A 23,662-nucleotide genomic window follows, 5' to 3' on the forward strand; every position below is an offset into this window, starting at 1 on the left:
AAAGCCAGCAGACGCTGGCTTTGGTGGTAAATAAAGGGCTGTATCAGCTGATGATGCCTTGTTTCTTAAGATAGGCCTCGTAGCCACCGCGGAAGTCGGTCAGGCCATCTTCCTTCAGTTCGATGACACGGGTTGCCAGAGATGAGACAAACTCCCGGTCATGGCTGACAAAGATCAGCGAGCCTTCGAAGTTTTCTAATGCCAGGTTAAGGGCTTCGATCGATTCCATATCCATATGGTTGGTTGGCTCATCCATCAATAGGATGTTAGGCTGCTGCAGGATCAGTTTGCCGAGTAACATCCGGCCTTTCTCACCACCGGAAAGCACCTGAACAGATTTTTTAATCTCGTTCTGTGAAAATAGCATGCGGCCAAGAGAACCGCGGATGACCTGCTCATCGGCACCGGACTTAGTCCATTGAGCCATCCAGTCAAACAGGTTCATATCTTCAGAAAATTCGTGGGCGTGATCCTGAGCGTAATAGCCGATATTACTGTTTTCCGACCACTTTACTTCGCCACTATCCAGTTCAAGATCTCCAAACAGACTGCGTAGCAGGGTGGTCTTACCGATACCGTTAGGGCCGATAATCGCGATACGTTCGCCTACTTCAACCATCAGGTTAAGGTCTTTGATCAGTGGTTCAGCACCAAAACCTTTATTCAGACCTTCGACTTCCAATGCCAGGCGGTGTAGCTTCTTTTCCTGGTCGAAGCGGATATAAGGGCTCTGTCGGCTGGATGGCTTAATATCATTCAGTTCGATCTTCTCAATCCGACGGGCGCGCGATGTCGCCTGCTTCGCTTTGGATGCGTTTGCTGAGAAGCGGCTGACGAAGCTGCGAAGTTCTGCAATCTGAGCCTTCTTCTTTGAATTTTCTGACTGCAGACGTTCTTGCAGTGCAGTAGAGGCGATCATGTAATCATCATAGTTGCCTGGATATACCCGGAGTTCACCGTAATCCAGATCAGCCATATGGGTGCAGACTGCGTTAAGGAAGTGGCGGTCGTGGGAGATGATGATCATGGTACTGTTACGTTCGTTCAGTACACCTTCCAGCCAGCGAATAGTGTTGATGTCCAGGTTGTTGGTAGGCTCATCCAATAGCAGGATGTCAGGATCTGCAAACAGCGCCTGAGCCAACAGAACGCGCAGTTTCCAGCCAGGAGCGACTTCGCTCATCGGGCCGAAGTGCTGCTCAATCGGAATATCCAGTCCCAGCAATAGCTCGCCAGCACGGGATTCAGCTGTGTAGCCATCCAGTTCTGCGAATTCGACTTCCAGCTCCGCGACCTGAAGGCCTTCCTCTTCACTCATCTCGGGCAGTGAATAGATACGATCCCGTTCCTGTTTGACCTTCCAAAGTTCAGCATGGCCCATGATCACCGTATCAACTACGCTGTATGCCTCAAAAGCGAACTGATCCTGACGCAGCTTGCCGATGCGTTCATTAGGATCTTTAGAAAAGGTACCTGAGCTGGCATCCAGGTCACTACCCAGAATCTTCATCAGAGTAGATTTACCACAACCGTTCGCGCCGATCAGGCCGTAGCGGTTCCCCTCACCAAATTTTACGGAGATATTTTCGAACAGTGGTTTGGCACCAAACTGCATAGTGATATTAGCGGTAGTCAGCAAAGCAGGAATCCATCAGTCATAACGTTGAGTGAAAATTAAGCGGCGTATTGTCCCACAGATCATCATTGAAGTATGTGAATAGAATGTTTCTTTTTCATTATTTAATAGAGATACTGTGGCGAAATGGGCGGGGTATATGGATAAAAAACAACTGGTAGTACAGGTAATAAGTCAACTTCAGGCTGACCTCGATACCAATATTGCAGCGGCAAACAAGGCGCGTGAGGATGCTACTCATGAAGAAAATGTAGCTGAAAACAAGTATGACACTCTGGGATTGGAGGCCTCCTATCTGGCCCATGGGCAGTCCAGAAGGGTGGAGGCGCTGGAGATCGAAATAGCAGCCTATAGAAGTATGCTACTCAGGGATTTTACTGAAGATTCAGTGGTGGGTCTTTCTGCACTAGTGACTCTGGAAGCGGAGGATGGGACCCTGAAGTATCTGTTTATTGGCCCTGCGGGAGGCGGTATTCAGATTAAATATAAATCTTATACCGTTATCTTTATTACCCCTGAAGCGCCTATTGGCAAAGTTTTAATGGGCCGGTATTCAGGTGATGTGGTGATGTTGCCGCAGGGTGAATTTGAGATTACTGATCTTTGCTGATGGCGTATAATCCACAGCAATTGTTTTTACGGGGCTCATCGGCAGCCCTGAAGCCATTAAGGAATAGTAATGAGTGTAACAAAAGATAAAGTTATTCAGTTTCACTACAACCTGACTGATGCGGATAACAGTGTTGAAGAGACCACCCGGGGTGGTTCGCCGATGGCTTACCTGCATGGTCATAATAATATGATCACGGGCCTGGAAAAGGCGATGGAAGGCAAAGCAGTAGGTGACACCTTTTCTGTAACTCTTGAGCCCAAAGACGCCTACGGTGAGTTTTTGCCTGACTGCGAGCAGCGGATTCCTGTTAAACATCTCCAAGGGGCGAAGAAGTGGCGTCCGGGTATGGTCGGCACGGTCCACACCGAGCAGGGATTACGACAGGTGAAAGTTGTTAAAGTCGGTAAGTTCATGGTGACGGTCGACAATAATCACCCCCTGGCCGGTAAAGTGCTGACGTTTGATATCGAAATCATCGATAGCCGTGATGCAACTAGTGAAGAGATTGCTCATGGACACGCTCACGGCGAAGGTGGCCATCAGCACTAAAACGCCTTCGGCGTTTTAGTGCTGAACGCAGCTTCGCTGCTTGCTAGAACGGAGCCCTCGGCTCCTGCTAGGCGCTAGATGGAAAAAGATTAGATTGTGAAAGGCTATATGGGGACACTCTGTAGCCTTTTTTTGTCTTTGTTTTTCTAGCGAGTCGTGTAGCGACGTCCAGCAAATGGCGAAGCCGTATCTGTTTTCTGATTTATCCGCTCAATCTATCTGATAGTTAAAAATAAATAGCTCGCAGTCATTGTCTGATCAATACTCAGTACAAAGAAAACTTGGAGCGATGCTATGAGAACTGAACGGTTAGAGTTTACGGGACATGATGGATCTCTGCTGGCAGCGCGTCTGGATCTTCCGGTAGGTAAACCTGCAGCCTATGCCTTGTTTGCTCACTGCTTTACCTGCTCTAAGGATATACAGGCCGCGAAACGGATCGCCCAGCGCCTGGCTTCTTTGGGAATTGCGGTACTGAGGTTTGATTTTACCGGTCTGGGCCACTCTCAGGGAGAGTTCGCTAATACCGGTTTTAGTTCTAATATGCAGGATTTACTCTTAGCGGTGAGCTTTCTGCGCGAGCAGTACGCGGCCCCTCAGTTGTTGATCGGTCACTCTCTTGGTGGTGCGGCAGTGCTAGCGATGGCTGGTCAGGTACCTGAAACTAAGGCGGTTGTGACGATCGGTGCACCGGCCGATCCCAGGCATGTACTGCACAATTTTGGTGGTCAGGTTGATGAAATATGTTCCGAAGGTAAGGCAGATGTAAGTCTGGCAGGCCGCGCATTTACCATTAAGCGCCAATTCATTGAGGATATTTCTGCGGTATCGCTCGAACAGGCGGTAACGGGGTTACGTAAGGCATTGTTGGTGATGCATGCGCCACTGGATGAGACGGTTGATCTGGCGAATGCCGCCGAACTGTTTCAGATGGCAAAACATCCAAAGAGCTTTGTTACACTGGATTCCGCCGACCACTTGTTGAGTCGGTTTGAAGATGCTGACTATGCAGCAGAGGTGATCTCTACCTGGGCGCAGCGTTATATTGATGTTCAGCTGTTGCCTAAACAGATGAAAGCACCGGAAGGGATTACCCGGATATCTGAGGCTGATCCTGACAGCTTTACTCAGGATGTCAGTGCTGCAGGCCATCATCTTGTTGCGGATGAACCGGCAAGTTACGGCGGTAATTATCTGGGGCCGACACCTTATCAACTGGTTGCCGCTGGGTTAGGGGCTTGTACCTCAATGACTATCAGAATGTATGCGCGCCAGAAAAATATTCCCTTAGAGCATGTGCAGGTGGATGTGAGTCATACTAAAGTGCACGCTCAGGATTGTGCCAAGTGCGAACAAGAAAGTGGTAAAATTGACCAGTTTTTAAGGCATATAACGCTAACCGGAGATCTAACGTCTAAGCAACAGCAGCGATTATTAGAAATAGCGGATCGTTGTCCAGTGCATCGAACGCTGGAAGGTGAAATTAATATTGAAACGATTACGGGGAGTTGAGGAAAGCAGGTATAAATCTCTTTTAGCTACCTTTCCATGTGATGTATATGAGGGTTAATAGTTGGTAAAGGGTGATTTAGATAGTTTCTACAGTTTCTTAGATCACTTACCGATCGCAGCTTTAGTGATTTCTTTTGAAGAACACCAGGTTGATGATCTGAGTGCTCAGAAAATATGTCATGTGAATTTTAAGTATCTTGAACTGATAGGTTATCCATTGTCGGCGACTCCTGATGCGGCTAGTTGGATGCAGTTAGCTTACCCTCAGCCTGAATATCGACAGGAGATAACAAACCGTTGGAAAGATGAATCTGCAGCTGCAATGCAACGTGATGATGTAACTGCTAAGGCTATCGTTAACGTACGTTGCAATGATGGCCGGAATCGTTGTTTTGAAGCGTTTAGTGAAGTTAGAAGTACTATCCTGCCCAATCACTATATTATTTCCTTTATCGATATAACTGATATGACGGTAAAGATGGAAGGCCTTAAACGTCAGTCAGTTATGGATCAGTTGACTGGTGTCTATAATCAATATCATCTGTTACAGCGAGTTGAGCAGGAGATAGAACGTGCAGTGAGTAGTGATTCTTACTTTACGTTGATGATGTTTGACCTGGATTTTTTCAAGATGATTAATGACCGCTATGGTTATGAATGCGGTGATCAGGTTTTAATCTCCTGTGCAAGCATGATCAATGAGGTGTTGAGTTCTGAGGATTGTTTAGCTCGATGGAATGGTGCTGATTTTATTGTGTTGATCCGCGAAGGCAATTCCGGAATTGCACGGCAGGTGATACAGAAAGCCTTGCAGAAAATTCGCGCTCATACATTTTTGTGGCAGGATATATCTTTTGCAATGACGGCCACTATTGGTTTAACGACTTATCAATCCGGAGACAATGCTGACAAAGTCTTAGAGCGTGCAGATCTTGCATTGAAACGAGGTAAGCAAATGGGGGGCGATTTTGTTTTTATGGACATCACCTCAGGCTAAAATAGATTAACCCCATTGTTGTAATTCGTCCGCTTTGTCGTGGACCTTTTCCATCAGCGTGAACAACTGTGCTTGTTCCTTTTCCGTGAGCCCCGAGAGAATAAATTCTTCGCGAGCCAGCGCCAGAGGGACAATTTTACGGTAGGTGGCTTTTCCTTTCTCAGTCAGGCTAAGCTGGCTATATCGCCGGTCCTGGCTGTCTTCTTGCTGGTGAAGCATTTCATCTTTTCGGAGCCGGGATATCGCTCTGCTGACCTGCATTTTTTCCAGATTAGTGTAGGCGGTTAATTCTTTTGCAGACATCGATTTCTGGGTTCCCAGCGCTGCAATAACTCGCCATTCCTGACGGTTGAGGTTAAATCTGCCTAAATATAGTTGCGCGATAGACTGGCCAACGACCCGCTCCAGTATTGATAACTTGTATGGAAAATAACGGGTGAGTTCCAGCTGCTGCTCACCTTTATTTTTAACGGTATGCTTTGTTGTCACCAGCATTAACCTCAGTAGTACACAATGACCTTTATTTTATATGGTTATTGAAGAAAAAAACAAATTATAGTTACTGAATAATATGCTTATATGGCTAAGCCTAAATAAAACAATAAGTTATTATTTTATTGTTTTTGTTTCGCTAATAACCATTGTTACTACTATTTAGTTATCTAGCTCTTCGTTCAAGCCATTTTACCGCGTGGTTACAGTGAGGGCAGTGGTCATGCAACACAGCGTCTATCTCCTTTCGTAACTGGGCCAGATCATGCTGCATATCTTGCTCCAGTTTCTGGTCCAGATTGGAATGAAGAATATGAGCGGCATCCTCTTTGCTGATTCCCAGGGCTTTGCGCATCTGGTTCAGGGCTTTATCTTCTACTGAGTCTACAACGCCATCCTGAATGGCCAGGTTGACCATTTTTTCATAGGTTCTGCGTCGCTGTCTAAGCGCTTCGCTGAAACCTGATGCCAATAACCCAGCAGGAAGAGCCACGATACCTAAACTCATAATGCTGATGATCGAGGCCATTATTTTACCCATCGCAGTGATGGGAATAACATCGCCATAGCCAACAGTTGTCATAGTGACAATTGACCACCACATCGCTGCAGGAATACTGCTGAAAACATCAGGTTGGGCTTTATGTTCTGCGAAATAGATCAGACTTGATGCGACGATAATCAGCATAAAGAGCACAAACAGGGCCGCGCTAATCGATCTGGATTCGCGATGTAGAACCTGCAATAGCAATGACATAGAAGAGGAGTAGCGGGTTAGTTTAAAGACTCGCAGCAGACGTAATACCCGCATAAAGCGTAGGTCGATACCGGTTATTACCATGCTCAGATAAAACGGCAGTATAACGATCAGGTCGATGAGGGCCATCGGGGTCAGCATGTAACGTATTCTGCCCCAAAACGGCTGGTGATGATTACGCTCATCGTCCTCAACTGCGCTCCAGACCCGGGCAATGTATTCGAGGGTGAACACAAGTACAGAGAATACCTCAAACCGATGAAACCAGAGGTGGTTATCTGCACTGATAGAGGGCAGGGTCTCCAAAATAACAAACAACACGTTTAATGATATCAGGGCGATTAAGAAAATATCGATCACTCTGCCCAGCATGTGTTGCTTGTTACCGATCTCAAGAATTTCGTACGTCAGTTTACGTATATTATTCATGGGTAGCCTGGTTGTTGTCCTGCGCCTGCTTATCTTGCTGTACGTCAGCAACGTTTCAAAAGACTCTTCATTAATAATATCGGCAAAAGGCTTATGATTTGAAGTCTTTACCGACGTAATAGAGAACGAAGATCATCTCAGTCTACGATTTCTTCCCCTGTTCTACAAAGCGCTTGATTTGTTAGACAGCCCTACAGGTTTTGCAAGGCTGTATCCTTTTTCGCCCAAACTTATAAAGACTGACACCATTGCTCTGTTTTAAGTCGATCTAAAGTAGTGCCAAGCAAAGTTGAATTAATGATCTTTTGTGCCTCTTTAACGGATAGCTTTATTGCTGAGGACTCTGTTTCCAGAAGCTCGATGAGTTTATAACCGTGGCTATTGTCAGTTTTTTTGAACTCGATATAGAGAAACAGCAGGGTCTGGGATTGTCGTTTCCCACGGGTTATCCAGTAACGCAGGTTACACTGATGAATAGCGTGCCAACAGCTGGCGGGTGTATTGAGTTTAATACAGGGGTCATCCTGCGCATAATCGGCAAGGGGTGAGGCTGCGTAGGTTAAATGTGCTTCAAACATGGATCTGCTCCCATTTACATGAGAGCTGACGTTATACGTGGGGGTTACCTGATTTATTGTCGGTAAATGACCACATCGTTACGCTGTTACTTAGCGAAACAACCACCTTGCCCAGGTAGGCAGGTTGGCGAGGACGTCAGCCCTTCTCTTGATGTATAAAAATTGAGCATCAATTCTAGGATAATGACTCTACCGGTGCAATAGTTTTGTGTTGAGTGTAGTGATGAGATGCTAGTGCTTCAACGTTAGTGTATCTCCCCGTTGAGTCAGTTCCAGATGTTTTAAAAAACTCATGCCCAGCAAAACGGTATCGCCCTGCATATGAGGGTTGATGTGGGCAGACACATTCGGCAGTGATAATCCGCCTAAAGCGACCGAGTCAAGCTGGGTATCATAGACTTTGATCGTGCCATTAGCGGTACTGGCATATGATGCCCGGCCAGGTATTAATGTGAGTTTGTCGGCTAATGCACCGGGGATGCTAATATCAGTTGCACCGGTATCCAGTAGAAACCGAACCGGCTGACCGTTGATATTGCCGGGCGCCACGTAATGACCCTGACGGTTACGTTGCAGTACAACCGGTTGGTCGTTCTCCACGGTATTCAGGTCGTGATTGGGGTCGTTTTTCTGCAACAGCTGATCCTGAAACAACAGATAAAACAGGCCCAGAATGATAATCCAGGTCAGATGGGTAAAGAGTTTCGCGATAGATCGCTGGCTGCTGTCCTGTTTCATACTGCTCCATAAATTATATTTAATCTTAGACTTAAGTCTGATAACGTTGTTTTCTTACTTTCGGTCAGTGCACGCTGATGCTTAATCCTGTTATTTATTAGAAAAGATAAAATTCAGCAGGTTCAGTTTTAGCATAAGCTAGTTGATGAGGAATACCCTCAGTATCAGATTGTTATAAGTAATTAACGTTGTTAATACAAATTGGAGAGAAACCCAGTGCAGTTTCATTCTCAACGCCAGATGATTGCCAATGAAGTACATGCCCGGCCGTTTCAACAGCTTGGCGCGCCGCTGAAAGTGCTGCACTTCGCCCTGATGCTTGAAGAGAAGAGTATCGCTGAAGTGCGTAACGAAATCTCAGAGTTTTTTGTTGCTTGCGGTGGTCAGGCGATGGAACCCGGGGCAAGTTTTTACTATCAACAGTTGGAGAAGCTGGCGCTGCGATGGGAAGCGCATACTGAGTTTTATACTTTGACGCTTTACCATAACCAGCTCGACAGTAGTTGGGAACAGACATTGCCGGGGTTACCGGAAGGCTGGAGTGATCAACTCCCGGGTGAATTGATAGGTGGTGTTCAGATTCAGGTGCTGGCTCCGTCTACCGAAGGTGATGAGCAGATGGCAAAGGATCTGTTTAAACATCATCAGTATATTGGTTCTAACGTAATGCGCGGGGCTGCGAGAGTCTGGACCGATTTTCGTGCAGAAGGTGAGTTTTTTCTTGATCGTATCCTGGTGAAAAACATTGATATGCACGGCTATCAGTGTGGTCGACTCATACAACGGCTTTGTGAGATTGATACCTACCGGGCTGTGGCTTTATTAGGTATAGAGCCGGCACGTAAAGTGATGCAAAAAGTTACTAAGCTGGATCGCGAACTGGCAGAAATAACGGTTAAGTTAAGCGAACTTGAAAAAGGGGATGAGTCAGATACGCTGGATGCCCTGATGATCTTATCCGCTCAGGCGGAAGAGATCTCAGCGGATACGGTCAACCGCTTCTCCGCATCGGATGCCTATTATGCGCTGGTGAGAATGCGAATCTCAGAGTTAGAAGAGGTTCGTATCGAAGGGCTGCAGACCTTGGAGCAGTTTATAGAGCGTCGGGTTGACCCGGCGATGCGCACCTGGCGGGCGGCAGCACAACGACTGGAACGGTTGTCTCAACGTATTGCCCGTGCCAGTAACCTGCTGCGTTCCCGGGTAGACCTGTCGACCGAACAGAAAATCCACGGATTACTCAGTTCAATGAATAAACGTACTCGTCGCCAGTTGAACTTACAGGCGAAGCTAGAAACTTTCTCGATAATCGTCGTGACATACTACTTGTTTGATCTGGTGGAACGAACAATTCGTCATATGACCTCGGGTGAACCTGAAGAGATAGCAATCAACTGGCTTAGTTACTCTTTACCAGCGATTGTGATCTTAGTTTGGTGGTATGTGCGGCGGGTTACTAAAGAGTTTAAGTCGGACGATTAAACGTTATTTAAAATTTAATTTTTACTCATCACCCAATGGGATCAAGCTCGATATTCGGTTGAATTGCTTCGAAATAGCAACGTTTACCCGGGTAAATGAAACGCTTTAGAAGGGATTTTATCCGGTGTCGTCCCCGGCAGACCGATAGGCTGTTGCATCTATTGAACAGACTGCTATACTGCGCGCCTGTCTCGTTCGAGACGACCTTAAGTGGTCACGTTATGGTGGCTCCATTGGTCCTCCCGCAACGATAAACCGTGAACCTGGTCAGGCCTGGAAGGGAGCAGCCACAGCGGTGGATTCGTGTGCCGGGATGTGGCTGGTGGAGTCGCCCCCAATTTCTCACGTAAGGCTACAGGCCCCGTGATTGCTGCATTCTCAAGTTTGATACCCCATGCCTTTGGTACATCATTTTGGTACATCAAAGGAATCTCATGTCATATCTTAAGAAACGTCATAACACTTGGTATGCCCGTATGGGTATCCCTGAAGTCGCCCGTCCTATCCTTGGACGCAATGAATTTGTTAAATCCCTTCAAACTACATTACGATCATTAGCTGAAAGTCGTGGTTGCTCGTCATTACAGATTGGAAGGAGCAGGTTGCCTTTGCGGTCTCTGATGACCGTCTGAAGCAGGAAGCGTAGTGGTGGCGCACGACTTACCATAACGCTACAAGGTCCACTAAGTGCTGTGGATTCAGTGGATCGTTGCAACACCCCCGTTAAATCTATCAGCAAGTGTTTCATAGTCTAGCGTTTTTCTTGGTCGCTCGTTTAACTGCCGTGCGACCTCATTTAATTGCCTTTGTGAATGAACCGACAAGTCTGTTCCTGCCGTAATAAACGGTTGGTATTTTCATTAGAACCTCGCTGCCAAGGACTTTGAGGATCGCAGAAATAAACTTGTATATCGGTCTCAAGGGTAAATCGCTGATGCGCTTTCATTTATGTACCGCGATCCCAGGTTAACGATTTATAAAGCTCATCTGGTAGTTGCTTTGCTTGCTCTATCAGCGCGGAAACTATGGTTTCCGTTCTTTTATTTTCCAGTTTAACCAACATCACATAACGTGAGTGTCTTTCCATCAGGGTCGCTATACAGCTTTTTTGAGAGCCTTCTATTAGATCGCCTTCCTAATGCTCTGGAATCGCGCGATCTTCGACTGATGCTGGCCTATCACTAATGGATATTGCATTTGGTATCCTGCCAAGCCCATCACCTTTTAAGCTTGATGTTTTAGCCCGTCGAATGGTTCTTTTTGAGCGAAGATATTGTTGAAGCTCTTTCTTTAACGCGCCACGTGCTTGTACAAAGAGGCTGCGGTAAATCGATTCGTGTGACACCTGTTTATTCTCTTCATCGGGATGCTCCCGTTTAAGCCTTCCTGCAATTTGTTCAGGAGACCAATTTAACCTGAGCTTTGTTTCTACAATTCTCCCTAATGTTGGATTAATTGCCAGCTTACACTGTTTTGGACGAAGCGCCCGATCCCATGCACTCTTTTCAGCCTGAGTTGCTCTATAGATGTCATAACCGCCATTACGATTAATTTCACGGCTAGTAGTTGAAGGGGATCGATCCAGCTCAGATGCAATAGTACGAACTGAGTGGTTAGCTACAATCTCCCGAGATATCTCTTCTCGTTCAGCCAGCGTGAGGGATAGCTTTGCGCGTTTCCTTTACCACCGGTTGGGACGAGTTGGGCAAATATTGAAGAGGATTGAGTATCTAAAAGGCGTGCTATAGCTTTCAGTGATTCGCCTTTTTGATACCGATTCCATATTTTGGAAGTGATTTCCTTGGTGTGCTTGATCCGTGTTCTTTTAGCCATTTGCAGAACTCCATCTTTGAAATAAAGATAGCGTGTTGCGTTGACTCATTGAACCCATACCCAGTAAGGGACACTGCATACCTACATTTACGGCGCCGCACTAGATACGCCTTAAATAACCATTAGGGTTATAGGTCGCATTAATACCATAATGATCGCAAAGGGCGGTATCTATTTCATAGTCATCGCCGTGTGCCAACAGGAAGTCTCTAACAGCGCGATTAGGGCCATTATCATAAGTTCTATAGCGAGACTCAGAAAGCTGCGAGCACACCCCATCTTCAATGACAATGTAATCGCCCTTCTGCAGATATCTGTGGAAGAAGTTTAAGGTCGCCGTGCTATGTTGATAAAAATGGCTGCTGTCCTCAATCACAACAATCGGCCGGGGTAACTCCTGCAGCAGGCTCTCATTCAACACCTCACCTAAATTGGCGGCATCACCGGTTATAAACTCAATTCTATCATCAGTAAATTCTGCCAACAGCTCAATATCAATAGACAGAACCTTAGGTGACTCCACACCATAAGCTGTTAGCGTGTCGGCAAACCACAACGCACTACCGCCAAACTTTGAGCCTATTTCAATAATGGTTTTAGCCGACGCCTTATTGAGTAGTTGATAATAAATTCCGATATCTAAGGGGCTTTTGAAAAAAGGTACGTCTCGGTACTTTGTCCTCATTACACCTTTTTGGATTTCAGACAATAGAGACGGAGGAAACTTTGAGTTAAATGGCCTCTCATTCACTTCGATATTGCTGGTGGGCAATTTGTTGGATTGCGGCAAAGATTTAAATGATGACTCCAAGATACTTGGCTTTTGGTTATCCTGAATGCTGCCAAAATAGGATACATTAACATTTTTCGGCGGCTTATAGGATTGCCCTCTAATTTCCACGTATTCTTTATTAAACTGGTCCCAACTAGAGCTTGTTGCATTAGTTGCTACACCGCCATGAAATTGGTGAAACGTCCCTTCTCCCAGCAACATAACCACATTTAAACCGGGATTATCGCAAATTCGATACCAAGTATCCAAATTGGCAAGCCCACCACCAGGCTGCTGAAAGCGCTCATCATAGCCGCCTATTTTTATCCAATTATGAGCACTCAAAAAAATGGCATTGGTTTCTGCAGGCAGATCAAACCACCCACCCTTGGAGGAACCGGCAAACACAGATACGTCAAATAGCTTATAGCCATCGTCCTCCCAGTCAACGGTACTTAGCAATTCATCTTCAACCTCTCTATCATAACCCGCAAGTATTGACTTCATTTGAACATCGTTGCCCAAATGAAACGCCAACGTGCCAATCGCGGCTTGCGGAGAGGATTTTGATGCCGCTAGTGCCCTGTGCAACAAGCCTGGCGATGCCATTCGGGCACCGTCAATCATCACGCCTACGACTTCGCCACGGGCTAAAGCAAGACCTTGATTAATCGCAGCTACCGGAGAGGAAGAATTACCCTCAGCCTTAATAATACGAATATTTGGTGAGATAGCATGATATAGAGTTTCATCGACACCATCGGTAGAACCGTTATCCACCACAATAATCTCATAATCATCTACAGATATATTTTTCTGAATCGGCGGTGTCAGGCTTCTTAGTGTACGAGGTAATTCACGCGCCATATTGTAAGCAATGACAACAACACTCATAGCAAGCTGCTTCGAAGCGTCCACCGGTTTGACGGGCCCGTGGCTTATCAGACAATCAAAGAAACCAGCTTGTGATTTGTACGGGAGGCTAAGCCGCTTTGCGCGGGCTACTACTTGTGATAATTGGCGCAAATTATCTGCTGAAGGCGATAACGCTCCCACCCTCCCAATAGTGTTTTGATCGGGTTTATCTAGCTTATGTAGTGCCTCACGAACAATAGGGTTATATCGCTTGATTAGCGTATCATTTTTGGAATCCAATCCAAGAATGATCAACAAACCGGTTGGACTGGTATTAATTGGAACCAATGTTAAATCAGGCCGGTACTTTTTAAGTAGTGTATGTAACTTCCATACATCACCGGTCCAAACCCTCGTATTTCTCTCTCGCGTTGCCTGCTCAGGATGATTAGGATAAATATCATCAACCACAACAACCGTATGAGGGCCACTCACCTTTTCTACATTGATAAAATCCCTTAGAACGTATTCAAACAGATGCATGCCATCAATAAACACAAGATCTGGCTTTTGTTGCAAAACCGGATCTGTCGCAAGCTCAAAAAAATAATCGCTGGTCAGCTTCAAAACCCGTGCATTGTAAGCTAGCTCATAGGTTATTTCCGGATCTGGATCCACACCAACGGAATGGCAATTAGCTAAAGATAAGCTGCGCCCATTGCGTACACCAATCTCAAGGTAGTTCTCAGGTGATATACTTTCGTGTAAAAGCTTTAGAACCTCAATGTATGGCAACTCGCCTTGTACAGTTTCAAATGCCGTAGGCGCTATGGCCGCTTTTGAGTTAGCTGTTAAAGCAAGTGAAATATCGTTATCAGCATTTTTTTTAGCAAGCTCAGCCTTGCTAAACACACCGACCAAATCGTCCCATGGGCCACGATTATCATGCCATACTTCGACCAAGTTGCAGCCTGTATACTTCGCTAAAGCGCGATATGCATCAGGATAAAACCGATAACAATCCACCGGATAATTATGTATTGGGCCAGAAGAGGGGGCGATTAAAAAGATGAACCCATCATCTTTCAATACTCTGACAAACTCAGCAAACACTACCCAGAAAAACTCACAGTGCTCAAGCATCTGCCCTGAGATCACTACATCGATGGAGTTGTCTTCTAACGGGAATGCATTCGGATCGTCCAGAATAACCGAAACACCAGGCCCAGGAGCGAGATCAGTCCCCAAATACTGTACATTTGCGTCCGAAAAAACCTCAGAGTAGCTGCCATTGATATCTGCACCGCCTACGTCCAAAACCTTTAATGGATTTCTTTTTTCAAGTTCGCTGCCAACAATATATTTCTGATAGCACTTTCTCATATTCTCTAACGAACTTGCATGCATTATTAGTAGTCTCAATAGGCAATTTGTGTCGAAACTGCAATATACTTCAGAAGCTTGCGAGAGGAAAGACGAGGGAGCTCTCAGGCAAAATCATTAACTGTAACCGCCACTATTTCCCCCAAAACATAGCCTTATATCCTCCCAAGGAATAGATGCCCTCGGCTAGCGATTGCCGGTTGCCTGCTTCTTTTGTAAATTGAGAGAAATGAGGGTACTAATCCTTTCTATACTCGATATATCCGTATATGGGTCGTTAGCGTACGTCCAGTATTCCAACTAGAGTAGACTGCTTTGTGCCGTTTACTGAAGTTCTTCAGGTCAAGCCAGAAGCTCTGCTTAGTGGCGGGAGCGGAACTGAGGTGCGATATACGGCTTGTCAGACGGTCTTGCAGTGCGTTCTCATAAGGACTCAACTAAACCCGCGACAGCATACTGCGAGTTAGCTGGAAGCCGCGTGGGACGTGCCTCCCTCAACGATAAACCGTGAACCTGATCAGGCCTGGAGGGGAGCAGCCACAGCGGTGGATTCGTGTGCCGGGATGTGGCTGGTGGAGTCGCCCCCAATACTCCCTCTCTATATCTTGTTTATCTGCTAAATCAGTAATCTACTTTATTTCTATTAATATAGATCCGTACTGTGCTTGAATTCTGGTTTAGGCTGAATTTTTTTGTTGAAAGGGTGATGGTCTCAGCCGTTTCTTGAGTAATCTATTCTTAGCTGTAATAAAAGGGGAATAGGGGCTGTGGCATTCTCTTAAATAACCGCTATCACTGAATTTTATACTTAATACTGTTAGTAAAAAGGGAGTGCCCCTCAGGCTTATTCCCAATGTCTGGTGATACGCTGGGCTAAGTCTTCACGTGCCGCCGGATTCTTTATGTGAGCAATCAAGTATGCGATCTCATTTTGTAGCGTTGGATTCTTGATTTTGAAATCTACTTTGGTTTTGTGCAACGCCTTTCCCTGAGAATGGTTTGTTTTCATGGTGAGGGCAATGAACCTATTTGAGAGAGCTTCTGGGGGCTCGGTTATTGATTGTAATAAATTTATCGCTTTACTTGTGTTTCCTTGCAGATCGAGACAGTTCGATAATGCAAGAGCTAAACCTGAATGGTTTGGGTGATTAGACAGAGTTTGTTGTAGGTGCTCTATTGCTTTCTTTGTACGTCCTTGTATAAGCCAAATGGTTGCAAGCCGAATATGAAATGCTGGATTATTTTTGTTGAGGCGAATCGCTTGTTGGTAACAATGCTCAGCCCCTGCGTAATCAAGTTCTGCATTGTAGCAATCACCTAACAACATATAGACAAAAGGAGGGAAGCGACCACTTATTATCATCTGCATGAGAGAGTGCTTTGCCCCTGAGGCATTACCTCGACTGAGTTGCGCTCTAGCTAGCTTTTCCCATGAGATTCCAGAAAACCTGTCTTCTTTTTGAATGTCTTTTATTAACTCATCTGATCGAAGGGGTAATTGTGGATCATGAACAAGTGAGGTTAGTTGATCCTGCAAACTCCCAGAGACTGCTCTCGGATTGTTAGTGCCGTCTATCTGAAGAGCGCCCACGAAATCAATTGGTTTCTGTGTGATTTCGCTTTTTTTGTTATCGATTGTTGCCACCCAGTGTGGGCTTTCATCAGTTGTTCTGTGGTTTATGTGCAGAGTGAGTGCGTTCCAGATAGCTTCAAGTTCAGCTTGTAAAGAGTCAGAAAGTAAACTTTTCAGCTTAGAGTCTACATTGTCTTGGCTGAGGTTATTGCGAATGGGAGAGGGGGTTGTGGTATCTAGTTTCAGGTCGAAGAAGTTGTTTACTTTATTTATTAGAGGTAAACCTTCTAATAATGAGCGATGGGATACAACCAGGCATTGCTCAGGCGATTCTTCCAGAAGAGCAAGAATACGTCGGTGTGATGCCAGCCACATGCGAGCGGCTTGCTCAGGTGAATGCCAAAAGCTAAGGTCCAATGTGTTGTTACCGTCTCCCAGAGCCAGGTTTCGACTATGTCGGTGCAAAAGTGATTGAGTGCTACCGCTCCAGTGCCTCAAAACAACCAAATAACGGCCCTGTTTATTTAGTAACTTATGCCATGCTGGCAGGAATAAGCAGACCCTTGGATCTTTAACCCCACAGAGTTTGTCAGATGTTTCTTCACGGTGGGAGACATAGCGCGATAGTAGGTCCATTCGAATAAATGGATCAAATGTAGAGTCATCATGATAGCGCCAGTCTGTGTTATTAAGGGCTAATATTCGATCATGAAGGTTAACGAGTGGGAGATCCTCAAAATGGCCATCTGGGTTAGAAACCCCCGGAGGCATTAGGTCTGTACCCATAGAGAGACCTGCGCGATGTAGCCATTGGGCTGTTGCGGATGATAATGAGCGATGGAAAGCTACAATAAGGAACATGGATAAGGTCGCTTTAAATGTAATTGGTACTTTTGTGTGTTGCTTTGCTATTAATTAGGTTCTTTATAGGAAAGTCAATGTGATGGATATGTTTTATAAAATGCTTAAAGCCTGTAGCTAATATCGAGTTAGGCTTCTGAGCAGTAAAATAGCCAGGCAATAAACATCTGAATGTATTCTCTCCATTACCCAAAATCATACCTTCGAAGGCCCGGTCCTTTGCAGTCTGTTATAGAATGACCTGTATTGGAACAGTGCAGGTAACAGGCTGTTCTGGCTGACGTTGTACAAAGACTAAGTTTTTGAGCAAGCTTAAGATGGAGTGTTAAGAAAGCGATGCAAAAAATACTTCAGTATATTCTTCCATTCGAGCTGCCTCGCGCGTTTTCAGATAATACCTTTAATGAGCTTTATAACGAGTGGGATAAGCCTTCCCGGCAAATTCAAATCTCGGTAATCAGTTGTTTAACGGCGTTTCTATACGTTGCCTTTACGTTTATTGACAAATCATCATGGGCTCCTGAGCACGTTCAAGCATTAATGCTGAAGAGCCATATGTTAATTATCGCTCCCATGATGCTTATTATTAGTTTTCTCGCCTATAAAGGGCGTTTTTACAAGACCGTTATGCTGTTGCTAGCGACCTCTCCCGTTGTAGCGATGTTAAGCCACGCTTATATCGCCAGCATGCTTACCAATTCTCCACCGTTTCTAGCGGAAGGCTATCTGTGCGTATTCTGGATCTTTATCGTTTCGGGGATGACTTTTAGATATGCTTTAGTCAGCGCAATAATATCGTCTGTTATTCTGCTTTTATCCGCCTTCTATCTGATGAATCTTGCGGGTACCTATGCGATTCATGCTTTTTGGGTTTTTTGTAGTTTTTCGTTTGGCTGTCTTGGTGCCTTAATATTTGATAGATCGAGAAAAGCTATATTTGCAGCTCAGCAAGAATTGCATCGTCTGGCAATTACAGACTCTTTAACCGGGGTGTTTAACCGCAACCATTTGGATAACGTCCTTTCTCAAGAGGTAGGTCGTTGTCTTCGATACAATCAGGTTTTTGGTCTCCTGATTATAGATATTGATAAGTTTAAAAGCGTCAACGACACATTCGGGCATGCTACCGGTGATCAGGTTTTGCAAAAGACTGCTCAGGTGCTGTCACAATCTATCCGTGAAAATGACACGCTGATAAGGTGGGGGGGAGAGGAGTTTATTGTAATTGTGCTTGAGGCCGATGAACAAAGCCTTCTCTGTTTTTGCGAAAAGCTTAGGAAAACAATCGAAGGCGAAGATTATGCCGTCGTGGGTAAGGTAACGGTTAGTATTGGTGCAACATTGTTTAGAGAAAGTGACTCTAAGGAGGCTCTGATTTCTCGAGCTGATAAGGTGCTTTATGAAGCAAAAGAAAAAGGGCGAAATATTACGGTTTACACATAATCAATTGAATGACCAAGGCATTGAGAGCAAGTGCATTGGCTTAAGATGTTACTGCTCCCTCATTACCCAAAATCATACATTCACTGATTTGCCTCTCCCTTAACTGCTTTAAAATGATCTCTGTAAGTTAGTTATAACTAGAGGAAAGAGCGTTGTCAGATTTCACGCCTCATGGAACCGATGAGTGGGTAGAGATGATCGGTGAGCAGGAGTTGCCGGCATTATGTTCTACTATCCGCGAGATCGAAAAACTTTCTAAAGATGATATTTCCTCTCTGGCAAAATTAGGCCAGACGGTACTTCATGACCATGCGTTAACCTCTTCTATTCTTAAAGTCGCTAATAGTGCCGGTTATATGGGGCGAAACCCCGTGACGACGGTGAGTCGGGCGTCGGTGGTGTTGGGGCTGACACGGATTAAGAATGTCTGTATCACCGCTAAATTGCTGAATAGCTTATTGAAGAATCGAAAGCTGACCCCCGAAGTTTATGAGCGTTTATTGAAGTTAATGGCGCAGTCGTTTCATGCGGGGATGATCGCTAAGTTAATGATGAAGAGTTATGAGGAGGATGTTCAGGAAGAGACTTTTATAGCGGCATTACTGAACCGTTTTGGTGAGAGTGCTTTCTGGAGTATGGGTGGACGGATAACGGTTGAGTTGGATAAGGCGTTGAGACAAAAACAGGTCACCCGGCCTGAAGAGGCTGCCCATATTGTCCGACGGGTACTGGGGACGACGTTTGAAGAGATGAGTCTGGGGTTGGCCAGTTCGTGGAACATGGGTTCTGTGCTGATTAGCTCGCTTGAAGAGCCTGAATTACGCACGCCGGAGTTAAGGTCAGTAAGCCTGTCGGTGCGTTTGAGTGCTACTCTGGCGAATCAACATTATAGTCGAGCAGAGCTTGATAAACTGTTGGCTGAGGCTGCAGATCTGATGCAGCAGGATAAATGGAAAGTGCTGGCTGAAGTTGAGCGTTGTTCAGAAGAGACGGTTGAGCTGTTGCAGTCATATGGTGCGGGGATTTTAACCCGCTATATTGGGCATGATCCGATAGTCTCTGAATCCAGAAACAATGAGTCTGAAGATCCTGAGCCGAGTGATCAGGCGCTCCAGTTAAAAATTCTCCGTGAACTGGCATTTTTACCCAGTGAAGGTGCGGACTTTAATCTTATTGTGCAAACCGCGATGGAGGGTGTCCACAGGGGTATTCGTATGCGCCGGACAATTGTTTTCCTTAAATCTCGTGAGCGGCGTAGTTTAATGCCCCGGTTTATATCTGCGGCCGGTGGGAATCAGATTAAACAGGAGTTTGTGGTTGGTTTGAGTGGTTCTCCTAATATCTTTAGCCATGTATTGAATACCCGACAGCCCGCCTGGGTGGACAATGTGAATGCGCCTAAATGGCGATGTTATCTGGATAGCTCATTACGGCACTTAATCGCAGGAGATGAGTTCTTTGTGGCGCCGATCATCTGGGGTAAAGTTTGTGTCGGATTGTTTTACGCAGATCGCAATGATATTGCACACAAGGCCGTAGATCAGCCTCTAAGTCAGGATGACTTTATGGCGTTTACGCTCTTTTCACAGCAGACGAATATGTGTCTTTCGCTGATTCGAAAAAGCTCAGAACGATAAGAAGAGAAGTAAGCCTTATTGTTTAGGATAAGGCTTCTCATTTAATGTGATCAGGGTTAGTGGGTTTGTAGTTCAGTGGTTTCAAGTGACACTAGTTTGTTTTCAATCCAGCAGCTCTCCTCTGTGACAATACTGATAGGACAGTGTGGGTCCTGAAACTGTATCATTTCCTGCTCTTCTATTAAGCGGTGTCGGTGTATTTCATACTTGCTAGCGTTATTTGCTCTTTGCATATCCATATCCCTGCACGTTAGAAGCGTTATTGTTGTTTATGTAAGTTAGACCATAAATCATGGGTTATCTAACGGTGGGATGGAATTAAACCGAAGAGGGCCAATGAAAAGCAATTTAGTTGTCACTAAATAACGGGTTTCGCTGGCGATATCAGGCGGTTACCGTTAGCATTGGTAGCCATGAATAAACACCCTTCTGATATAGATTTACAGCGATGAGTTATCAGGTACTGGCGCGTAAATGGCGTCCCGCAAAATTTACTGAAATGGTAGGGCAGGAGCATGTGCTCAAAGCTCTGGTTAATGCGCTGGATGATGACCGGTTGCACCATGCTTACCTGTTTACGGGCACCCGGGGTGTCGGTAAGACGTCAATTGCCCGCTTGTTTGCTAAATCACTCAACTGTGAAACCGGCGTTTCGTCAACCCCTTGTGGTGAGTGTTCTGCCTGCCGGGAGATTAGCGAAGGGCGATTTATTGATCTGATCGAAGTGGATGCGGCGTCCCGTACGAAGGTGGAAGACACCCGTGAGCTACTGGAAAATGTTCAGTATGCACCGACCCATGGGCGTTTTAAGGTATACCTCATCGATGAGGTACATATGCTGTCCACGCACTCTTTCAATGCGTTGCTGAAAACTCTGGAAGAGCCTCCCCCCCATGTTAAGTTTTTGCTGGCGACCACCGATCCGCAAAAACTACCGGTTACGATTCTGTCTCGCTGTTTGCAATTTAATCTGAAAAACATGATCCCTGAGCGGATCGTTGAACACCTTTGTCGGGTGCTGACGGCAGAAAATATTAGTTATGAAGAGCCTGCGCTATGGCTGTTGGCGCGTTCTGCTGATGGGTCGATGCGAGATGCACTGAGTCTAACGGATCAGGCAATCGCTTTCGGTGCGGGGCAGGTAATTGAAGCAGATGTTCGTGCAATGCTGGGCACGATTGATCAGCGACTGGTTTATCGGTTGGTAGACAGTCTGGCGGCTCATGATGCAAAGGCGTTACTGACGTCGGTTGATGAGCTGGCGCGCTATTCTCCTGATTATAATGTTGTGTTGGGTGATCTTATTAGCCTGATGCACCGCATTGCACTGGCTCAGATCGTACCGGATGCGGTAGATAACGGTCTCGGTGATCGGGAGATGTTATTGGATCTGGCGGGTAAATTGACGGCTGAAGATGTGCAGTTGTTCTACCAAACCGCTTTGATGGGCCGAAAAGATCTTCCATTCGTACCCGATGCCCGTGAAGGCCTCGAGATGACGCTGATGCGGATGCTGGCGTTCAGACCTGTCTCGGTAAGCAGTCAGGGGCTGAGTCAACCGACAGAGCCTTCTGCGGTAGAGCCGCCTGGCGTTGAAACATCGGCTGCTCCTGTATCAGCGGATGCTCCGGAATCAATTCCTGAATCAGCCCCTGAAACAGAGACACCTTTAGTTCACTCTGAAGTGCAAGCGCTCCGTCGGGTAGAGCTTGACTCAGCGGCGTCGTCCCCTCAGTCTGACGTTGAGACCATGCCACAGTCGGCTCAACAGGAAGGGCCACCAGATTATGATGAGTCTTACCTGCAACAAGGGTCTGAGGATCAGCCGGGAAAAAAGTCTGAAACAGATTTAGTACCGCCAGCGGCTGCGGGGAACTCTCCTGCGCCGGAAAAAACTTTTCAGACAACGCCAGCTACGCCGATAAAGTCAGCGGTGGATCTGCCATGGGAAGAAAGCCCACCTGTTGCGTCGTCTGAGCCTGAAATACGAACAGAAGACACCCCTAAGCAGCCAGAGAACACCGAGCAAAGTAAACCTGCTGAACTGAGTGCTATCACTTCGGAAAGGTTGGCTCCGTCATTAGCAGTCGCGTCCGCCGTCGTAGAAGATAACGCGCCGGTAAAAGATATTGTTGAGCCAGTCGCTGAGGTGAGCCCGGATGTTAACCGGTTTAATGCTGATCAGTGGGTATTATTGGTTGAATTGATCGGACTGACGGGTATGACGTATAGCATTGCGTCTAATACGTCACTGGAGTCGGTTGAGGGGTGCTGGCGATTCCATTACACCCGCGAACAGAAAGCGATGATCAGTGATGTTCATACTGACCGCATCCGGGAATCTATAGGCCATTATTTTAACGCTTCGGTTGAGGTAGAATTCAGCTTAGGTGATTACAGCCGTGAGACGCCAAGTCAGTACCGGGATCGGAAACGGGCGGAACGTCAGGTTGAAGCGGTCAGTTCTATTCAGAATGACCCTGTTGTACAGCGGGTGATCGAACGGTTCTCGGGCCGTATTGATCTCGAGTCGGTTCAGCCGATCGATTAAGCCAGAGACTAAGAGATAGACGAGGAAAGTATTATGAAAGGTGGCATGGGCAACCTAATGAAGCAGGCACAGAAGATGCAGGCTGATATGCAGAAAGCACAGGAAGAAATTGCTAAGGCTGAGGTCAATGGCGAATCGGGTGCAGGTCTGGTTAAAATTGTGATGAATGGTCGCCATGATGTACGCAGTGTTGCCATTGACGAAAGCTTGATGGAAGAAGATAAAGAGATCCTTGAAGACCTGATTGCTGCAGCAATCAACGATGCTGTACGCAAAGTTGAGAGTACCACTCAGGAAAAAATGGCGAGCGTAACTGGTGGTATGGGTATGCCACCGGGCTTTAATATGCCGTTCTAAGGCGACTGAAACTATGTCATTTAGTCCGCTTATTCAGGATTTGATCGATGCCTTTCGGTGTTTACCCGGTGTTGGGCCAAAAACGGCTCAGCGGATGGCATTTCATATGCTTGAACGAGACCGGGAAGGCGCTGCATCATTGTCAGCGGCGCTGACGATTGCTGCCGATAAAGTGGGCCACTGTACTAGTTGTCGTACGCTTTCGGAAAATGATCTCTGCCAGATTTGCGCAGATAATTCACGGGATGAAAGCCAGATATGTGTGCTTGAATCACCGGTAGATATGCTGGCGGTTGAACAGACAGGCGGCTTTAATGGTGGTTATTTTGTTCTGATGGGGCATTTGTCTCCCATTGATGGGGTTGGCCCTGATGATCTGGGGCTGGATAAATTGTTCAGCCGGCTTGAGTCGGGTGTGGTCAAAGAAATTATTCTGGCAACGAATCCCACCGTCGAAGGTGAAGCGACAGCTCACTATATTGCTGAGCAGATAAAAGCGTTGAATATAAAGGTCACCCGCATCGCACATGGCGTGCCTGTGGGGGGAGAACTTGAATATGTTGATGGCGGCACTCTGGCCCATGCAATGGCTGGCCGACGGTCGATGAATTGAG

The 23,662-nt window shown here is 46.2% G+C and carries 19 protein-coding genes, 2 other RNA genes, 1 pseudogene and 1 riboswitch; of the genes and pseudogenes, 12 read left to right on the plus strand and 10 right to left on the minus strand.

The window, feature by feature from the left end; translation table 11 throughout:
• Positions 1-43: 43 nt before the first annotated feature.
• The gene (locus tag AMJAP_RS05490; RefSeq protein ID WP_019622074.1) at positions 44-1,639 is read right to left on the minus strand and encodes an ABC-F family ATPase; all 1,596 of its coding nucleotides are present in this window, start codon (positions 1,637-1,639) and stop codon (positions 44-46) included.
• A 136-nt stretch (positions 1,640-1,775) separates the two neighbouring features.
• Here AMJAP_RS05490 and AMJAP_RS05495 point away from each other — a divergent pair, with 136 nt between their 5' ends.
• From AMJAP_RS05495 to AMJAP_RS05510, 4 genes are all read left to right on the plus strand, one after another.
• Complete coding sequence (locus AMJAP_RS05495) at positions 1,776-2,246, plus strand: GreA/GreB family elongation factor (RefSeq protein WP_019622075.1); 471 nt, start codon at positions 1,776-1,778, stop codon at positions 2,244-2,246.
• 69 nt (positions 2,247-2,315) lie between these two features.
• Positions 2,316-2,798, plus strand: a complete 483-nt coding sequence (locus AMJAP_RS05500) for an FKBP-type peptidyl-prolyl cis-trans isomerase (RefSeq protein WP_019622076.1) — start codon at positions 2,316-2,318, stop codon at positions 2,796-2,798.
• Between the two features lie 294 nt (positions 2,799-3,092).
• Positions 3,093-4,310 carry a bifunctional alpha/beta hydrolase/OsmC family protein gene (locus AMJAP_RS05505; protein WP_019622077.1) on the plus strand — a complete coding sequence of 406 codons (1,218 nt, stop codon included), beginning with the start codon at positions 3,093-3,095 and terminating at the stop codon, positions 4,308-4,310.
• Positions 4,311-4,371: 61 nt separating this feature from the next.
• Complete coding sequence (locus AMJAP_RS05510; protein WP_019622078.1) at positions 4,372-5,307, plus strand: GGDEF domain-containing protein; 936 nt, start codon at positions 4,372-4,374, stop codon at positions 5,305-5,307.
• A gap of 6 nt (positions 5,308-5,313) precedes the next feature.
• On the opposite strand, the gene AMJAP_RS05515 is transcribed toward AMJAP_RS05510, so the two are convergent.
• The 4 genes from AMJAP_RS05515 to AMJAP_RS05530 all read right to left on the minus strand — a co-directional run bounded on the left by AMJAP_RS05515 (position 5,314) and on the right by AMJAP_RS05530 (position 8,301).
• On the minus strand, positions 5,314-5,796 hold the full coding sequence (locus AMJAP_RS05515; RefSeq protein WP_169336961.1) for a MarR family winged helix-turn-helix transcriptional regulator: 483 nt from the start codon (positions 5,794-5,796) through the stop codon (positions 5,314-5,316).
• Positions 5,797-5,965: 169 nt separating this feature from the next.
• A complete protein-coding gene (locus tag AMJAP_RS05520; RefSeq protein ID WP_019622080.1) occupies positions 5,966-6,985 on the minus strand; it encodes an ion transporter in 1,020 nt (339 codons plus the stop codon).
• 230 nt (positions 6,986-7,215) lie between these two features.
• Positions 7,216-7,563: a hypothetical protein gene (locus tag AMJAP_RS05525; protein WP_019622081.1), complete on the minus strand. Its 348-nt coding sequence runs from the start codon at positions 7,561-7,563 to the stop codon at positions 7,216-7,218.
• Positions 7,564-7,605: 42 nt separating this feature from the next.
• A riboswitch (SAM-I-IV-variant riboswitch) is annotated at positions 7,606-7,723 on the minus strand.
• A 71-nt stretch (positions 7,724-7,794) separates the two neighbouring features.
• Entirely contained in the window at positions 7,795-8,301 is a 507-nt protein-coding gene (locus AMJAP_RS05530; protein WP_019622082.1) for a retropepsin-like aspartic protease family protein, read from the minus strand.
• A gap of 216 nt (positions 8,302-8,517) precedes the next feature.
• On the opposite strand from AMJAP_RS05530, the gene AMJAP_RS05535 reads away from it, so the two are divergent.
• The gene (locus tag AMJAP_RS05535; protein WP_019622083.1) at positions 8,518-9,783 is read left to right on the plus strand and encodes a DUF3422 family protein; all 1,266 of its coding nucleotides are present in this window, start codon (positions 8,518-8,520) and stop codon (positions 9,781-9,783) included.
• Between the two features lie 231 nt (positions 9,784-10,014).
• Positions 10,015-10,111, plus strand: an RNA gene (ffs, locus tag AMJAP_RS05540) — signal recognition particle sRNA small type.
• A 207-nt stretch (positions 10,112-10,318) separates the two neighbouring features.
• Here the strand turns inward: ffs (AMJAP_RS05540) and AMJAP_RS05545 are convergent.
• The 3 genes and pseudogenes from AMJAP_RS05545 to AMJAP_RS05555 form a co-directional block, all read right to left on the minus strand.
• The gene (locus AMJAP_RS05545; RefSeq protein ID WP_169336958.1) at positions 10,319-10,531 is read right to left on the minus strand and encodes a hypothetical protein; all 213 of its coding nucleotides are present in this window, start codon (positions 10,529-10,531) and stop codon (positions 10,319-10,321) included.
• Positions 10,482-11,616 (minus strand): annotated as a pseudogene (locus AMJAP_RS05550) (IS30 family transposase). The gene AMJAP_RS05545 and the pseudogene AMJAP_RS05550 overlap by 50 nt, the downstream one beginning before the upstream one ends.
• Positions 11,617-11,716: 100 nt before the next feature.
• Positions 11,717-14,650: a CmcI family methyltransferase gene (locus AMJAP_RS05555; protein ID WP_019622085.1), complete on the minus strand. Its 2,934-nt coding sequence runs from the start codon at positions 14,648-14,650 to the stop codon at positions 11,717-11,719.
• A 457-nt stretch (positions 14,651-15,107) separates the two neighbouring features.
• Here AMJAP_RS05555 and ffs (AMJAP_RS05560) point away from each other — a divergent pair.
• Positions 15,108-15,204: signal recognition particle sRNA small type (gene ffs / locus AMJAP_RS05560), an RNA gene on the plus strand.
• Between the two features lie 266 nt (positions 15,205-15,470).
• Here the strand turns inward: ffs (AMJAP_RS05560) and AMJAP_RS05565 are convergent.
• A complete protein-coding gene (locus tag AMJAP_RS05565; protein ID WP_019622086.1) occupies positions 15,471-16,985 on the minus strand; it encodes a tetratricopeptide repeat protein in 1,515 nt (504 codons plus the stop codon).
• A gap of 411 nt (positions 16,986-17,396) precedes the next feature.
• Here AMJAP_RS05565 and AMJAP_RS05570 point away from each other — a divergent pair, with 411 nt between their 5' ends.
• On the plus strand, positions 17,397-18,503 hold the full coding sequence (locus AMJAP_RS05570; RefSeq protein WP_019622087.1) for a GGDEF domain-containing protein: 1,107 nt from the start codon (positions 17,397-17,399) through the stop codon (positions 18,501-18,503).
• A gap of 152 nt (positions 18,504-18,655) precedes the next feature.
• A complete protein-coding gene (locus AMJAP_RS05575; RefSeq protein WP_019622088.1) occupies positions 18,656-20,140 on the plus strand; it encodes an HDOD domain-containing protein in 1,485 nt (494 codons plus the stop codon).
• Positions 20,141-20,196: 56 nt separating this feature from the next.
• On the opposite strand, the gene AMJAP_RS05580 is transcribed toward AMJAP_RS05575, so the two are convergent.
• A complete protein-coding gene (locus tag AMJAP_RS05580) occupies positions 20,197-20,373 on the minus strand; it encodes a hypothetical protein (RefSeq protein WP_019622089.1) in 177 nt (58 codons plus the stop codon).
• A 215-nt stretch (positions 20,374-20,588) separates the two neighbouring features.
• On the opposite strand from AMJAP_RS05580, the gene dnaX reads away from it, so the two are divergent.
• The 3 genes from dnaX to recR are packed head-to-tail and all read left to right on the plus strand — an operon-like array spanning position 20,589 to position 23,661.
• Positions 20,589-22,691, plus strand: a complete 2,103-nt coding sequence (gene dnaX / locus AMJAP_RS05585; protein WP_019622090.1) for a DNA polymerase III subunit gamma/tau — start codon at positions 20,589-20,591, stop codon at positions 22,689-22,691.
• 33 nt (positions 22,692-22,724) lie between these two features.
• The gene (locus AMJAP_RS05590) at positions 22,725-23,048 is read left to right on the plus strand and encodes a YbaB/EbfC family nucleoid-associated protein (protein ID WP_019622091.1); all 324 of its coding nucleotides are present in this window, start codon (positions 22,725-22,727) and stop codon (positions 23,046-23,048) included.
• 13 nt (positions 23,049-23,061) lie between these two features.
• Positions 23,062-23,661 carry a recombination mediator RecR gene (recR, locus tag AMJAP_RS05595; RefSeq protein ID WP_019622092.1) on the plus strand — a complete coding sequence of 200 codons (600 nt, stop codon included), beginning with the start codon at positions 23,062-23,064 and terminating at the stop codon, positions 23,659-23,661.
• The last annotated feature ends 1 nt before the right edge of the window (position 23,662 follow it).

This window comes from Amphritea japonica ATCC BAA-1530 (assembly GCF_016592435.1).
Classification (GTDB): Bacteria; Pseudomonadota; Gammaproteobacteria; order Pseudomonadales; family Balneatricaceae; genus Amphritea; species Amphritea japonica.

Coding starts and splice junctions, on each gene's coding strand:
- AMJAP_RS05495 (WP_019622075.1), top strand. CDS start 1,776: ATGGATAAAAAACAACTGGTAGTACAGGTAATAAGTCAACTTCAGGCT.
- AMJAP_RS05500 (WP_019622076.1), top strand. CDS start 2,316: ATGAGTGTAACAAAAGATAAAGTTATTCAGTTTCACTACAACCTGACT.
- AMJAP_RS05505 (WP_019622077.1), top strand. CDS start 3,093: ATGAGAACTGAACGGTTAGAGTTTACGGGACATGATGGATCTCTGCTG.
- AMJAP_RS05520 (WP_019622080.1), bottom strand. CDS start 6,985: ATGAATAATATACGTAAACTGACGTACGAAATTCTTGAGATCGGTAAC.
- AMJAP_RS05525 (WP_019622081.1), bottom strand. CDS start 7,563: ATGTTTGAAGCACATTTAACCTACGCAGCCTCACCCCTTGCCGATTAT.
- AMJAP_RS05530 (WP_019622082.1), bottom strand. CDS start 8,301: ATGAAACAGGACAGCAGCCAGCGATCTATCGCGAAACTCTTTACCCAT.
- AMJAP_RS05545 (WP_169336958.1), bottom strand. CDS start 10,531: ATGAAACACTTGCTGATAGATTTAACGGGGGTGTTGCAACGATCCACT.
- AMJAP_RS05555 (WP_019622085.1), bottom strand. CDS start 14,650: ATGCATGCAAGTTCGTTAGAGAATATGAGAAAGTGCTATCAGAAATAT.
- AMJAP_RS05565 (WP_019622086.1), bottom strand. CDS start 16,985: ATGGGTACAGACCTAATGCCTCCGGGGGTTTCTAACCCAGATGGCCAT.
- AMJAP_RS05570 (WP_019622087.1), top strand. CDS start 17,397: ATGCAAAAAATACTTCAGTATATTCTTCCATTCGAGCTGCCTCGCGCG.
- AMJAP_RS05580 (WP_019622089.1), bottom strand. CDS start 20,373: ATGCAAAGAGCAAATAACGCTAGCAAGTATGAAATACACCGACACCGC.
- dnaX (WP_019622090.1), top strand. CDS start 20,589: ATGAGTTATCAGGTACTGGCGCGTAAATGGCGTCCCGCAAAATTTACT.
- AMJAP_RS05590 (WP_019622091.1), top strand. CDS start 22,725: ATGAAAGGTGGCATGGGCAACCTAATGAAGCAGGCACAGAAGATGCAG.
- recR (WP_019622092.1), top strand. CDS start 23,062: ATGTCATTTAGTCCGCTTATTCAGGATTTGATCGATGCCTTTCGGTGT.